Origin of the sequence: Delftia sp. K82, from assembly GCF_002193035.1 — a bacterium.
Classification (GTDB): domain Bacteria; phylum Pseudomonadota; class Gammaproteobacteria; order Burkholderiales; family Burkholderiaceae_C; genus Comamonas; species Comamonas acidovorans.
In genome coordinates this window covers 3,181,007-3,195,427 of sequence record NZ_MYFL01000001.1, presented here as the reverse complement: position 1 = coordinate 3,195,427, position 14,421 = coordinate 3,181,007, and the positions used below count along the sequence as shown (strand labels likewise).

Below are 14,421 nucleotides of genomic sequence, written 5' to 3'. Positions count from 1 at the left end.
TGTGCGGGCTGTGCGGGCTGTGCGGGCTGTGCGGGCGGGGGATCAGAAGCTGGCCGCCACGCCGATCTGTGCCGAGCGGCCGGGCATGGGGTAGCCGGGGCGATAGGCGTAGTTGCGGTCGAACAGGTTCTCCACGGCCAGGAAAACCTCTCCCTTGCTGCCCAGGGCAGGCACCGGATAGGCCACTCGCAGGTTGGCCACGGCAAAGCCGGCCACGCGCTCGGTGTTGGCGGCATCGGCGCCCCGCGCGCGGCTCAGCGCCCAGACTGCCGACTGGTACTGCGCATCGAAGGCGACCCGCACCGGGCCGGCCTTGCCATTGACGCCCAGCGTCAGCGCGCGGCGCGGGCTGTAGGGCAGGTTGTCCATGCTGGGGTCCAGCAGCGTCAGGCCGGCAAAGCCCGACCAGCCGCCGCCCAGCGCCTGGCGCAGCGACAGCTCCATGCCGCGCATGGTGTAGCCGCCCAGGTTGATGAACTGCGGCGGGGGCGGGACATTGGGCGGAAAGCCGAAGACATAGCGGTTCTTGACCTTGTCGTGGAAGATGCTTGCGTCAAGCTGTGTGGCCTGCGACAGCGTCCACTTGAAGCCCAGTTCGGCGTGGTCCATCTCCTCGGCAGACAACTGCTGCCACGTGGAGCCCAGGGCCGGAATCAGCGATGCCAGCAGCGGCGTCTCCAGTCCGGGGTAGTTGATGCCGCGCGACAGGTTGGCGTAGACGGTGAACTGCTCCGAGGCCAGCGACAGGCCCGCATGGGGGGCCGCCTTGGAGCTGAACTGGCTGTGGTCGTACATGCGCAGGCCTGCGGAGGGCACCAGGCTCCATGTCGCCGACAGCGGGATCTCCTGGCTGAGTCCCGCATAGGGAGAGGTGATCCTGAAGGTGGGCGCCTGGAAAAATCCCTGCGGCGCTGGTGCGACGCGGTTGAAAGCGGCATCGCCCGAAATGCGGTCATGGTCCAGGCCGGCAGTGACGGTGGCCCCCTTCCAGGGCGAGAACTGTTCCTTCCAGCGCAGGCCGCTCATGCGGAACTTGTTGATGCTGTCGCCGTCCGGCGCGGGCTGGTCCAGCCAGTCGCCCCGGCCGTGGTTGCTGTACAGCTTGAGCTCGCCCCGCCAGTCACCATGCACGTGGGACACGGAGCTGCTGAACATGCTGGCCTTGGTGTTGTACTGGGGGGCCAGCGCCGCAGCGGCAAGCCGTGCGTCGCCAGGGTCCCTGGCCTTGTTGTCCACCTGCAGGAAGCTGGCCGCCACCGACCAGTTCGCATCCAGCCTGTAGCCAATGCGCCCCATGAGGTTGCTGAGCCGGCCATCCGCATTGGCGCGGTGGCCGTCCGAGCGCGCAAAGCCCTGGGCCAGGCTCCAATCCAGGTTGCCGCTTCTGCCCAGCAGACTGGCCTGTTCGGTGAGGGTGCCGTAGGAGCCCGCCGAGATCCTGGCATCCCCGTGCACGCCGTCCTCGGTGGCGCGGCGCGTGAGCAAGTCGATGGAGGCGAAGTTGTTGCCATTGACCTGGGGCTGCGGGCTCTTGTAGACCGTGATGGACTGCATGCCGTTGACGGGCAGCAGGTCCAGCAGGGGATGGCTCCACAGTCCCATGTAGAACGGCACGCCGTCCACATAGGTCTTGATCTCGCTGCCGGGTCGGCTCACACCCATGCCGCGGATATAGACGGCGCCGCCCTGATCGCCGCCAAAGGCACCCACGGGGTTGTAGCGCGAGATCTGGACACCGGGCGTGCGGCGCAGGGCCGAGGCCAGGTCCACCGCGTTCTGGTCGCGTAGTTGGTCCTGGGTGATCACGGCCGAGTTGGAGGAAAACGCATCCAGCTCCATCTCTTCCACCACGGGGCGGGCATTGACGGTGACGGGGGCCATCTGAGGCTCCTGGGCATGCGCGCCGGCAGCCAGTGTGAGAAGCGCCGAGGCGATGGAGGACCTGTGGAAAACGGCCGGAATGCAGGTGAAGCGTTGGGCAAGCATGGGTGTGCACGCAGTCCGTCTGAACTGCGCAAATCATTGTTGGACGATCCAGGGCAGGCCGTTGCCCGTGCGCCGCACCGCCGGCCTGGTCACAGGCGGGCGCAATGGGGGCTTGGGGCAGGCCAGGAAATGACCTCGCAACTGGCGTGGCGCAAGGCCTTGCCATGGTGTCGCGGCCAAGGCAGCCGCGCTATCGATGCGAGGGAATCAGGCCTGTGCGGGAGGCCCGCGGGGCGGAAGCGGCGCGCCGACCAGGGCTGCGATATGGGCCGCTGCAAACGGATGCAGGGCTGCCGCCAGAGGATGGGGTTGTGCCACCGCCAGGCTGACGGGAGGCAGAGGCAATGCAGGGGCCAGGCACATCGAGCAGTCGAGCGTGTGCTGACCTGGCGCCTGGGCCTGGCCCTCGTCGTCAAGAACCACCATGGTGATGGCTCCGCCGCTGGAGCAGATGAGCTCCATGGTCTTGGGGTTCACGAAGGGCGAAGCGCCCGCAACACCCAGCGTCAGCAGGAACCACGCCAGGGCGAGGCGCTTCCAGAATGACGATGTGCGAAGGGTGTGCATAGCCCGCGATTATGGCGGCGATATCGGACCGACAGCAACCTTCTTGCGCAATGGCGGATGCAGATCCGGTCCGGTTGATCTTGATCAAGGCGCTCGCCGCCGCTTGAAGGCGACGGATGGCAAGGCAGTTTTGCAGGGAACTCACAACAGCTTGCCAGGCAGTTGCCTCGCTCAACAGGCGATGGCCCTCCATAATGCGCACCCATGCAAACCTTGCGCAATTGCCTGATGCTGCCCCGCCTTGCTTTGGCGTGGTTCATGCTGGCATTGGCGATGGCCGTGGTGTCGCCCATCGTGCACCCGCGCTCCCTGGAAGTGGTTTGCACGGGCAATGGCAGCATGCAGGTCGTCGTTCTGGATGACGAAGGACAGGCGAGTGCCGGCACGCACCACTCGCTCGACTGTCCTTTGTGCCTGGTGGTCACGCCTGCCTTGCTTCATCCTTCGCCGGAGTTTGAACAGCCGCAGCCGTTGGGATTGGCGGTGCAGCCCGTGGAGTCGGCGCGCATTGCTGCGCTGGTGGGGGCACCGCTTCCGCCCAGAGGTCCCCCGGCGCGCGTGTAAGTCTTGTGCGGCGGGCCCCGATGCCTGCCTCACCTTCGCCGCCGGGCCTTGTGGGGCACGGCAGGTCTCACTTGCACGCAAATCGCTCATGACCCGTTCCATTGGCCCCGCGATGCCCGAAGGCATCGTTCACACTTCTTCGTCCACCTTTTTGCAACGTTCTCGCCAGACCCGGGCCGTGGTGTTGCTCCCCATGGCGTTCGCTTGCTCGGCAAGCTGGGGACAGGCCTCCACAACCCTGGACACCGTCACCGTGCGCTCATCCGGCGACAGCGCCCTGGAGCGCCCGCTGGCCACCGGCAGCCGACTGGATCTCAGCGCACGCGATACGCCCGCCAGTGTCGAAGTGATCACGCGCGAGCAACTGCAGGCCAGGGGAGACACTTCGCTGGTCGATGCAATCACCCGCTCCACGGGTATCACCAGCCTGGGGCATCCGGGCAACAGCGGCAGTTCGCTGTCGGCACGGGGCTTCACCGACACCACGTCGGTCATGCGCTTGTATGACGGCACTCGCCAATATGGCGGTGTGGGCGTGAGTTTTCCCTTCGACACCTGGTCCGTAGACCGCATCGAAGTGCTGCGTGGACCGGCTTCCGTGATCTATGGCGATGGCGCCATTGGCGGGGTCATCAATGTGATTCCCAAGAAGCCCACGCGCAGTCCGATACGCAACGAGGTCCAGGCCACGGTGGGCACCGACGGAAAACGCGGCCTGGCCTTTGGCAGCGGCGGCGCAATCAATGAGCACTGGTCCTACCGTCTGGATGCCAGTGGCGACCGCTCCGACGGATGGGTTGACCGGGGTGATTCCAGCAACCGCACCCTCTCCGCAGCCTTGCGATGGGATCCGGTGCAGGACTTCAGCGTGCAGCTGTCCCACGCACTGGGCCGGCAAAAGCCCATGCGCTACTTCGGCACGCCGTTGATCAATGGAGTTCAGGATCCGGCGGTGCGCGAACGCAACTACAACGTGGCCGACAGCCGCATCCAGTACAAGGACCGCTGGACCGAATTGGCGGCGCAATGGACGCCCTCCAGCAACGTGATCGTGCGCAGCAAGCTCTATCACATAGCCAGCGACCGCTACTGGCGCAACGCCGAGACCTACCTGTACAACGCCTCCACCGGCCTGATCGACCGATCCGGAAACACCGAGATCGCCCATGACCAGACGCAGACCGGCAACACCACGGATGCGACCTTCAGCGGCAGTCTCTTCGGCCGCAAGAACCAGGTGTCCCTGGGCTTCGATGTCAACCGCGCGGCATTCCAGCATTCCAACAACACCTATGCGGGCAGCTCCGGTCCGGTGGACCCCTACAACCCCGATCCCGGTCAATTCACCAGCTCCATTCCCTTCATTCCCCGCTATCGCAACAAGGCCGAGCAATATGCGCTGTTCGCCGAGGACCGCCTGGAGATGACGGACCGCTGGTCATTGGTGGCCGGTGCGCGGTTTGACCATACAAATCTCTCGCGCCAGGACCTGGTGGCTGGGACGCAGGCCTTCAAGCGCAGCTACTCCAATGCGGGGTGGCGCTTGGGATCGGTCTACCAACTCCACCCCGGCCTGTCACTGTATGCCCAGGCTTCAAAGGCGGCGGATCCGGTGAGCGGCCTGCTGATGCTGTCTGCAGCCAACGCCGCTTTCGACGTGTCCACAGGGCGGCAGTTCGAAATCGGCCTCAAGCAATCGTTCTGGGAAGGCAAGGGCGACTGGACACTGGCGATGTACTCCATCACCAAGAACAATCTGCTCACGCGTGACCCTGCCAACCCCGCGCTGCGCATCCAGGTGGGGCAGCGGTCATCCAAAGGCATGGAGAGCACCCTGTCGATGCAGGTCGCCAAGACGGTTCGGCTGGATGCCAACGTGGCCTTGCTCAAGGCGCGGTACGACGACTTCAGCGAGTCGGTTGGCGGTGTCACCGTGTCCCGCAATGGCAACGTGCCCACCGATGTGCCTGAACGTGTCGCCAATGTCTGGGTGGGCTGGAACCTCGCTTCGAACTGGACACTGTCAGGAGGGCTGCGCCATGTCGGCAAACGCTACGCCGACAACGCCAATACCTTGAAGCTGGGGGCGTACACCACCTTCGATATGGCTCTGCAATGGAAGGCCACCGCAGATACCACGCTGACGCTGCGCGGGTTCAACGTTCTGGACAAGCGCTATTTCTCCACGGCCTACTACACCACGACGCAGTGGTTGGTGGGCGAGGGCCGGCGCGCGGAGATCACGTTGCACCATCGCTTCTGAAGGCATGGCTGGCGACGCGATCCAATGGAGCCTTCCGATCGCCCAGCCAGCACATCGCACCGAGCTGAAAAAGGCCGGTCTCCTTGAATGGCGCACAGGACTTCAGGAGCCGGCCGGTTGCGACGCTTCCAGCACCATCAACGCATCGCCCTCAGCTACAGCCTTTCCCGCTTTGCAATGCACGGCAGCAATCCTGCCTGCCTGGCTGGCTACTACCTGGAACTCCATCTTCATCGCTGGCCGATGGACGAGGTCGGAAGCTGGATGTACCTGAAGCCCGAGACCAGCGCGGGCTCCTGGACTTCTTTGGACTTGTTGGGATTTCTTGGGATGCCAGGATGGCCTGCCCGGAGGGACTCGAACCCCCGACCTATTGCTTAGAAGGCAATTGCTCTATCCGGTTGAGCTACGGGCAGGTATGGCCGCTGACGGGCCAGCGCGGATCATACCCGCAATGGGTGGGCGCTCAGGGCTTGGCGGCGTGCCTCGGCGCCCTTGCCGTCATTCGGCGTCGTCTTCTTCCTCGAAAACCACCGAAGGAGGCGCCATCACGCGCGCCATGTCGGTCATCGTGGGCACCAGGCCGCGTGCAAGGTAGCTGTAGGGTGTGTCCGGCTCCAGCGCTGCAGCGGCAAGATTGGCCATGGGCTGGTTCATCGTCAGGTAGTAGCTGCCCACTGGCGCCTCGACGGCGCCGCGCGTGAGCGCATAGGCGCCGCTGGCGGGCGTGGCCGAGCGGGCTTCGTTGTACGAGTCGGCCAGCAGCTGGCCGGGCTCGGCCACCTTGAGCACCTGCAGGCCAAGCAGGCGCAGCCTGTCCACGGCGGGCTGGGCGCTGGCGGACAGCCAATAGCCGCAGGAGCGCGGGCGCGACAGCGTGGTGCGCGGCTGCAGCGAAGCGTTCCAGTCCACGCGCACCTGCTGGTCGGCGCCCGTGTCGGGCTGGATCATGGTGAGGGTGCGCTGCTCGGGGGTCTGCTCGGCCAGTACGGCCAGTTGCTGGTGGCAGGCAAGGGAGGCGGTCTCGCGCGCCACGAAGGCCTGCACCTGGGTGAGGTCCTTGGCGCGCTCGGCGCTGGAATGCAGCATGCGTGTGGACGCGGTGACCAGGGTATGCACGCGCCGCTGGATGTGGGCGCGGCCCAGGTCCGAGCCACGGCTGCTGACCAGGTAGCCCACCGAGTTCTTGAGCCCGCTGACGTTGCGCAGCGAATCGGGCGCGAGGCTGCCCATGGAGATGGACTTGTCCTGCAGATCCTGGCTGGTGGTGTAGTACCAGTCGCTGCTCAGGCCGGCCTGCGACAGCGCGGTGCGCAGCGGCGCCGTGTACCACTCGCGCGCAGCCTTGGTCACGAATTCATTCTGGTTGGCCGTGGCCGAGTACTGCAGCAGGGCGTCGTAGCGCTGTATGGCCTGGTACTTCTGCAGGAAGATGCTGGCGGCGGGGAATTCCTGCAGGTCCACCACGGCGACGGGGCGGTAGTCGCGTGCCAGGGTGGCCAGGGCCTTGGCCTCCGGCGTGTTCAGCAGCAGGTGGTCATGGGCGATGTCGGTGCCATCGGCTGCATTGCGCGTGCCGGCTTCCACGGCGTCGGGGTTGGCGCGCGGCACGAGGATCACGTTGATCTGCTGCAGCAGCGGCTCCAGCAGGCCGCCGGGCGCGAGCTCGCGGGCGATGATGAGCAAGGCCTCCGTGCCCGCAGGTTCGTCGCCGTGCTGGCCGGCCACGAGCATGACCGTGGGGCGGCGGCTGTCATAGAGCGCCGACGGCTGAATGCCGGGTGCGCGCGTGGCCACCAGGGCCTGGATGGGGCTGCCGCGTTGCGAGCTGCCGGGCTGCACGATACCCAGGCGCGTGTCGCGGCCCAGGGATTTGCTGGCCTGGCTGTTCAGCCAGGAAGACAGTTCGCTGGCCGTGGTGAACTGGTTGCGCTGCGGCGCCAGGCCCGGTGTGTCGTAGCGGGTGGCTGGATCGGGAAAGCGCGCTGCCACGGCCGCGTTGTAGGGCAGGGGGACCAGGTTGTTGGCCGGCGCGATGGGCTGCGTGGTCGCCTGGGGCACCACCGGGGTGGCAGGGGCCGGCCGGGCGGGGGCGGGCGCCTGGGGCTTGGAGGTGGTGGGCCATGGCGGCAGCGGGGTGCTGGCGCAGGCGGAAAGCAGGGCTGCGCACGCCAGGGCCGACCACCGCAACCTGTCCTGTGGCAGCTCCGAATCGGGGCGCTGGCTGGATGGGGTGGCGTGTGGGGTCTGCAGTGTCATGGCGTGGCCTTGAGGAACCAGTCGGGGGAGTCTTTGAAATCCGGGAAAAGGGCGCGGCCTTCAATCGCCGCAGGCCGCAATGCTATCGGGATGATAGCCATGCAGGCTTGCGGCGCGCTGTCGGCTGAATGCGCAATCTGCGCCATGTGAAAAGGGCTGCAGCCCCGGAGAGATGCAGCCCTTTTTTGCTGGCGGATTCCTCGGCTTGCCGCAGGGCATGCCAAGGAGCCGTGGTGCAGGTCAGCGACCGTAGCCGCCGCGCGAGGGGCCGCCGCGGCCACCGCCGCCGAAGCCGCCACCACCACCGCCGCCACCATTGCCGCCGCGGTTGAAGCCGCCACGGCGGCCACGTTCGGCCATGGTGTCCACGCTGGTGCGCATCGGATCGGGCTGGCCGCCACCTGCGCTGCCACGGGGGCCGCTGCTGCGTGCATGGCCCAGCTGCGTGCCCAGGTGGGCATCAGCGCGCGGGGGTTGGTCATCGAAGCGACGGACACCGCCGCCGCCTTCGCCGTCAGGGCGCGGGCCGCGCCTGGGGGCGTTCTGGTGGGCTGCCTTGGGACGGTGGGCGGCGCCGGAGCCATTGCCCGGACCATCGAAGCGATCGCGGCGCGGCTTGTTGTTGGCGCTTGCACCGGCGTGGTTGCGGCCACGGCCCTGGCCGCCGGCGTTGCCTTCGGAGCGGCCTTCGTCCGAGCCGGCCTTGGGAGCCTGGCCACGGCCGCCTGCGCGACCGCCACGGTCGGGCTGGGTGGCCTTGGTGGTGCGGATGCGGTCCATCATTTCCTGGCGCGCAGCCTTGGCAGCGGCCTGCATGACGTCACGGCTGGGCGGCTTGCCTGCACCGCCCCAGATGGTCTGGCGGCCCATGGCGATGGGTTCGGCCACTTCGTCCTCTTCAGGGCCGAAGCCTTCGAGCACCTGCACAGGGATTTCCTGCTTGGTGAAGCGCTCGATGTCCATCATGAAGCCTTCCTCGTCCATGCAGACCAGGCTGACGGCGTGGCCTTCGCGACCGGCACGGCCCGTGCGGCCGATGCGGTGCACGTAGTCCTCGGACACGTTGGGGATCTCGTAGTTCACGACGTGCGGCAGCTCATCGATATCGATGCCGCGTGCAGCGATGTCGGTGGCGACCAGGGCGCGCAGCTCGCCGGTCTTGAAGCCGGCCAGGGCCTGGGTGCGGGCGCTCTGGCTCTTGTTGCCGTGCAGCGCCATGGCGCTGATGTTGTTCTTGGTCAGGAATTCGGCAACGTTGTTGGCGCCGAACTTGGTGCGCGTGAACACCAGAACCTGGCTCCAGTTGTTCTCGTTGATGATGTGCAGCAGCACCTGCTTTTTCTTGCCGCGGCCCACGGGGTGGATCACCTGGGTGATGCGCTGCACGGTGGTGTTGCTGGGCGTGACCTGGATGGACTGCGGGTTGCGCAGCAGGCCGTTGGCCAGGTCGCGGATCTCGTCGCTGAAGGTGGCCGAGAACAGCAGGCTTTGCTTGTCCTTGGGCACCAGGGCCAGCACCTTCTTGACGTCATGGATGAAGCCCATGTCCAGCATGCGGTCGGCCTCGTCGAGCACCAGGACTTCGACGGTGGACAGGTCCATGAAGCCTTGTTGCTGCAGATCCAGCAGGCGGCCCGGCGTGGCGACCAGAATGTCCACGCCCTTCTTGATGCGGTCGATCTGGGGCTTCATGCCCACGCCGCCGAAGATGACGGTGGAGTTGATGTCCAGGTACTTGGCATAGCTGCGCACCGATTCCTCGACCTGTGCGGCGAGTTCACGCGTGGGCGTCAGCACCAGGGCACGGATGCCCTTGCCGCCGAACTTGTTGCGCGGCACCTGGCCTTGCGAGAGGCGTTGCAGCATGGGCAGGGTGAAGGCAGCGGTCTTGCCAGTGCCGGTCTGGGCACCTGCCAGCAGGTCGTGGCCGGCGAGCACCGCAGGGATGGCCTGTGCCTGGATGGGAGTCGGGTTCTCGTAACCCTCCTCAAGCACGGCCTTCAGAATGGCGGGAGCCAGATTCAGTTCTTCAAATGTCATGTGATCAAAGATGCGCCCGTCCGGGGCGCTGGGTATCTGCCTGTCGAGGCAACCAGGGCGGTTGCCGGACCAGTCGTAGGCGGATGTAGTTCAATGTCGGGAGCCTGGAAAACAGCGTCCATCGTCCCCAGCTGGAATGCTGATGTCACGGGCAACTGGAACCCGTGACGCAGGGTATTGTCGCATGCGCCGATAATCACGGCTGGCGTGCAACCGATTTGTTGCCCGGTTTTTGCAGAAATCAACGATTCAAGTACTCGGACCAGAATGGCTCAATACGTTTTCTCGATGAACCACCTCACCAAGACCGTGCCGCCCAAGCGGCAGATCTTGAAGGACATCTCTCTCAGCTTTTTCCCGGGCGCCAAGATCGGCGTGCTGGGTCTGAACGGCTCGGGCAAGTCCTCGCTGCTCAAGATCATGGCTGGGGTGGACAAGGAATTCGAAGGCGAGGCGCTGCCCATGCAGGGCCTGTCCATCGGCTACCTGCCGCAGGAGCCGCAGCTCAATGCGGAGCACACCGTGCGCCAGGCCGTGGAAGAGGCCATGGCCGAAGTCAACGCGGCCCGTTCGCGCCTTGATGAAATCTACGCCGCCTATGCCGAGCCCGACGCCGACTTCGACGCGCTGGCCGCCGAGCAAGGCGAGCTCGAAGCCAAGATCGCCGCTGCCGGCACCGACTCCGAGCACCAGCTGGAGATCGCTGCCGACGCCCTGCGCCTGCCGGCCTGGGATGCCGTGATCGGCAAGCTGTCCGGTGGCGAAAAGCGCCGCGTGGCCCTGTGCAAGCTGCTGCTGTCCAAGCCCGACATGCTGCTGCTGGACGAACCCACCAACCACTTGGACGCCGAGTCCGTGGAATGGCTGGAGCAGTTCCTGCACCGCTTCACCGGCACCGTGGTGGCCATCACCCACGATCGCTACTTCCTGGACAACGCTGCCGAGTGGATTCTGGAACTGGACCGTGGCCACGGCATTCCCTACAAGGGCAACTACTCCGAATGGCTGTTCCAGAAGCAAAGCCGCCTGGAGTCCGAGCAAAAGGGCGAGGAAGCCCGCGCCAAGGCCCTGAAGAAGGAACTGGAGTGGGTTCGCCAGAATGCCAAGGGCCGCCAGACCAAGTCCAAGGCCCGTATCGCGCGCTTCGAGGAACTGAGCGATTTCGAATACCAAAAGCGCAACGAAACCCAGGAAATCTTCATTCCTGTGGCCGAGCGCCTGGGCACCCAGGTCATCGAGTTCAACAACGTCACCAAGAGCTTTGGCGACCGCGTGCTCATCGACAACCTGACCATGAACATCCCCGCTGGCGCCATCGTCGGCATCATCGGCCCCAACGGTGCCGGCAAGTCCACGCTGTTCAAGCTGATCGCGGGGCGCGAGCAGGCCGACTCCGGCGAAGTCATCGTGGGCCAGACGGTCAAGATGGCCTATGTGGAGCAGACGCGTGACGCGCTGGCCAACGACAAGACGGTGTGGGAAGACATCTCGGGCGGGCTGGACATCATCAACGTCGGCAAGTTCCAGATGGCGTCGCGCGCCTACGCAGGCCGCTTCAACTTCAACGGCCAGGACCAGCAAAAGAAGGTCGGCAACCTCTCCGGCGGCGAGCGCGGCCGCCTGCACCTGGCCAAGACGCTGATCCAGGGCGGCAACGTGCTGCTGCTGGACGAGCCGTCCAACGACCTGGACGTGGAAACCCTGCGTGCGCTGGAAGACGCGCTGCTGGAGTACGCGGGCACGGTGCTGGTGATCTCCCACGATCGCTGGTTCCTCGACCGTATCGCCACGCACATCCTGGCCGCCGAAGGCGATTCGCAATGGGTGTACTTCGACGGCAACTACCAGGAGTACGAAGCCGACAAGAAGAAGCGCCTGGGCGAAGAGGGCGCCAAGCCCAAGCGCATGCGCTACAAGGCACTGAAGTAAGCATCAAAGGCAAGCCTCAAAGCGCCTCCGGCACGGGCTGGAGCCTGTATTCTTCGGGCCATGAATCCTCCACCCGTTTCTGTTGCCGCGTTGCAAGCCTGCCTGGTGCAGGCCGTGCGTGGCTCGGAGGCGCTGATCCTGCGGCTGCTGCAGCGCACGGCGCATGCCATGGAGCAGGCCGACCAGCCGGGCTCCGGCCTGCCGCGCCGCGCTGAAATCCCCGAGGCGCTGGAGCTGCTGGCCCGCCATCGGGCGCCCATGCTCAAGGGCTATGGGCGGGCGCTGCTGGAATGCTTTGGTCAATCCGGCGGCGCTGCTGCCTGGCCCCCTGTGCCTGGCATGTCCGGTGCGTCCGGTGCGTCCGGTGTGCCCGGCACCACCGATTTCGCCTCCCTCTCCCTCCTGGACGATTCCGTGCTGCAGTCCCAGCTGGCCCACCAGCGCCTGCTGCAGCATGTGGCGCCGCAGGTGGAGATCGCGCTGGCCGAGCTCGATGCCCTGGTCAGCGCCGTCCAGGGCCTGGACCGTGTCCAGCCCGAACGCAATCCGCTGCGGCCCCACAGCTATGTGCAGGCGCTGCAGCGCGTGATCGACGACACCGGGGTGGACCCCGGCTCCGCCGCCTGCTGGCTGGGCTTCATGCGCGAGCACCTGGGTGCGCTGCTGGTGTCCGAGTACGGCCATATCGCCCAATCCCTGCGTGACAAGGGGGTGCAGCCTGCGGCCTATGGCCTGGCGCCGGCACAGGCCCCATCGCCCGAGGCGGGACGCCGCCATTCCGACCTGCCGGGGCAAAGCCGCTGGCGGGCACCTTCCCACTATGGCGATGCCGTGGCACAGAGCCGCGCCTACGGCGCCTTCGGCCAGCAGGCGCAGGAAGATGAGCTGACGCGGCGCCTGGTAGCCGCCCTGCTGTCAGACCCACGCTGGATGGATTCACACCGCGAGGCGCCCGCTGCGGCGCCTTCTTCCATGCTGGCGCTGGCCCACACATCCGCCTATTCCGTGCCCGGGCAGTTTGCGCCGGCCATGGACGGCGCAAACCGCCTGCAGACCACCGCCTGGCAGGGCAGCGAGACGGCACCCACCGTGCTGGCGGCGCTGCCCGAAGGCTGGACTTCGCTGAGCTGCATGGCGCTGGAGTCCGTGCAGCACCACTCGGCCCAGCTGGAGCAACTGATGCAGGCGCTGCAGCCGCCCGAGCAGCAGGAGCCCGCACCCGGCGTGCGTGCCGACGACGGCGCCGCGCTGCACACCCTGCAGCGCATGATGCGTTTCATGGCGGCCGACACGCGTCTGCTGCCTTCCGTGCAGCGCACCGTGGGCCGTCTGGAGCCGCTGCTGCAGCAACTGGTGGTCCAGGACGCACGCTTTTTTGAAGACCGCAGCCACCCCGCGCGCCAACTGCTGGATGAGCTGACGGCACGCAGCCTGTGGTTCGACAGTGAATCCGCGCCGGGCTACGGTCAATTCCTGCAGGTGGCCGATTCCGCCGCCATGCGGCTGGCGGCCCTGCAGCGTGCCGATGCGTCGGCCTTTGCCACGGTGCTGCAGCAGCTGCGCGACGGTTGGGGCGGCAGCGGCATGCAGCCCGTGGGCCCTGGCGAAGTGCCGGAAGGCGGCACGGTGACCGGGCCTGTCTCGGCTGCGCTCAGGCATGTGGAAGGGCGGGGCGTGGACCCGCGCTGGCCCGAAACCGCCATGCCCAGGGCCGAGCAGATTGCAGCCGCCATCCGGCGCCTGCCCAGCGCCCAGGGCGTGCCCGATGACATTCTGGAATTCGCCACGGGACCCTGGGCCGAAGTGATCGCCAGCGTTCAGGAACCCGTGGACGGCAGCGAGGCCCGGGACCCCGGCGGCTATCTGGCCCTGGTGCCCAGCCTGCTGTGGAGCGTGTCGGCGCACGCGGGCCGCGATACCGACCGCCTGGTGGCGCTGGCACCCCGGCTGCAGGCCCGGCTGCGCGCCGGCCTGCGCAGCGTGGGGCGTACGGAAGAGGAAATCCAGGCCTTTGCCGCGCGCCTGGCCGGCCTGCACCAGGACGCGCTGGATGCCGGTGTGGTCCGCCAGCCCATAGAGAGCGTGGACATTTATCTGGACTCCATACCGCCGACCATCTACGGGTCGGACTCGGTGCTGGCGTCCCTGTCTTCCTCCACTGGTGCGGCAACGCTTGGCCAGACAACGCCCGGCTCCCTGGCGGCCCGTTTGCCGCAGTCGTTGTTTGGCGTGGCGGCCTCCCTGCCGGTGCCGCTCGATGTGCTGCAGCCGATGGCGGACGATATCGGCGCGCTGACCGAGCAGGACCTGGAACTGCCCGAGGCGCTGCAGGATGAGCTGCCGGCCACCCCGGCTGCACAAGCGCCGCAGGCCCCTGCTGGGCTTGCGGGGCTTGCCGCGCAGGCTGCGTTGGCCGGTGGCGAAGCCGCCCCGATGCCCACCGAGCCCGCGCTGCCCCTGGAGCCAACGCCGCCGGTGGTTCCCATGGTGTCCGAAGACTGGGCGCTGGGCACCTGGGTGGAACTGTCCAACGCCCGGCAGTGCATTCGCACCCAGCTGACCTGGGTCAGTCCGCAGCAGACGCTGTTCCTGTTCACGGCCACCGATGGCAGCACCCAGTCCATGACGCGCCGCATGCGCGACAAGCTGCTGGCGCAAGGGCAACTGCGGCGCGTGGACTGAGGCGCCTGCCGCACATGCGCCGGCGTCGATGGGGACGAATCGTGCCCAATTCGGGCCTTGCGGAGGTTGAGGCCTGAGGCCTGTCAAAAAGACAATGTCCTGCATCGGTGCGCTCCGGATCACGGGGCGCA

General features: G+C 66.7%; 10 protein-coding genes and 1 tRNA gene. 4 read left to right on the top strand and 7 right to left on the bottom strand.

Features of this window, described 5'->3' with window-relative positions; translation table 11 throughout:
- Positions 1 to 42: 42 nt before the first annotated feature.
- Entirely contained in the window at positions 43 to 1,881 is a 1,839-nt protein-coding gene (locus tag KDK82_RS13995; RefSeq protein WP_047327275.1) for a TonB-dependent receptor, read from the bottom strand.
- A 312-nt stretch (positions 1,882 to 2,193) separates the two neighbouring features.
- Entirely contained in the window at positions 2,194 to 2,553 is a 360-nt protein-coding gene (locus tag KDK82_RS13990; protein WP_088165237.1) for a DUF2946 domain-containing protein, read from the bottom strand.
- Positions 2,554 to 2,757: 204 nt separating this feature from the next.
- Between KDK82_RS13990 and KDK82_RS13985 the strand changes: the two genes are divergently transcribed.
- Positions 2,758 to 3,117 (top strand): DUF2946 family protein, encoded by a 360-nt coding sequence (locus KDK82_RS13985; RefSeq protein ID WP_088165236.1) that lies wholly within the window; start codon positions 2,758 to 2,760, stop codon positions 3,115 to 3,117.
- 88 nt (positions 3,118 to 3,205) lie between these two features.
- On the top strand, positions 3,206 to 5,380 hold the full coding sequence (locus tag KDK82_RS13980; protein ID WP_088165235.1) for a TonB-dependent siderophore receptor: 2,175 nt from the start codon (positions 3,206 to 3,208) through the stop codon (positions 5,378 to 5,380).
- Positions 5,381 to 5,482: 102 nt separating this feature from the next.
- Here KDK82_RS13980 and KDK82_RS33445 read toward each other — a convergent pair whose 3' ends face one another.
- From KDK82_RS33445 to KDK82_RS13960, 5 genes are all read right to left on the bottom strand, one after another.
- On the bottom strand, positions 5,483 to 5,608 hold the full coding sequence (locus tag KDK82_RS33445; RefSeq protein WP_368731464.1) for a biotin/lipoyl-binding protein: 126 nt from the start codon (positions 5,606 to 5,608) through the stop codon (positions 5,483 to 5,485).
- Between the two features lie 111 nt (positions 5,609 to 5,719).
- A tRNA-Arg gene (locus KDK82_RS13970) sits at positions 5,720 to 5,796 on the bottom strand.
- An 85-nt stretch (positions 5,797 to 5,881) separates the two neighbouring features.
- Positions 5,882 to 7,639, bottom strand: a complete 1,758-nt coding sequence (locus KDK82_RS13965) for a M14 family metallocarboxypeptidase (protein ID WP_088165233.1) — start codon at positions 7,637 to 7,639, stop codon at positions 5,882 to 5,884.
- Complete coding sequence (locus KDK82_RS32800; protein WP_156517002.1) at positions 7,636 to 7,785, bottom strand: hypothetical protein; 150 nt, start codon at positions 7,783 to 7,785, stop codon at positions 7,636 to 7,638. Before KDK82_RS32800 ends, KDK82_RS13965 begins: the two co-directional genes overlap by 4 nt.
- Positions 7,786 to 7,879: 94 nt before the next feature.
- Positions 7,880 to 9,679, bottom strand: a complete 1,800-nt coding sequence (locus tag KDK82_RS13960) for a DEAD/DEAH box helicase (RefSeq protein WP_088165232.1) — start codon at positions 9,677 to 9,679, stop codon at positions 7,880 to 7,882.
- 267 nt (positions 9,680 to 9,946) lie between these two features.
- Here KDK82_RS13960 and ettA point away from each other — a divergent pair, with 267 nt between their 5' ends.
- Both ettA and KDK82_RS13950 read left to right on the top strand, forming a co-directional pair.
- Positions 9,947 to 11,608: an energy-dependent translational throttle protein EttA gene (gene ettA, locus KDK82_RS13955; RefSeq protein ID WP_013803101.1), complete on the top strand. Its 1,662-nt coding sequence runs from the start codon at positions 9,947 to 9,949 to the stop codon at positions 11,606 to 11,608.
- A gap of 60 nt (positions 11,609 to 11,668) precedes the next feature.
- Positions 11,669 to 14,290 (top strand): DUF1631 family protein, encoded by a 2,622-nt coding sequence (locus KDK82_RS13950; protein ID WP_088165231.1) that lies wholly within the window; start codon positions 11,669 to 11,671, stop codon positions 14,288 to 14,290.
- Positions 14,291 to 14,421 lie beyond the last annotated feature (131 nt).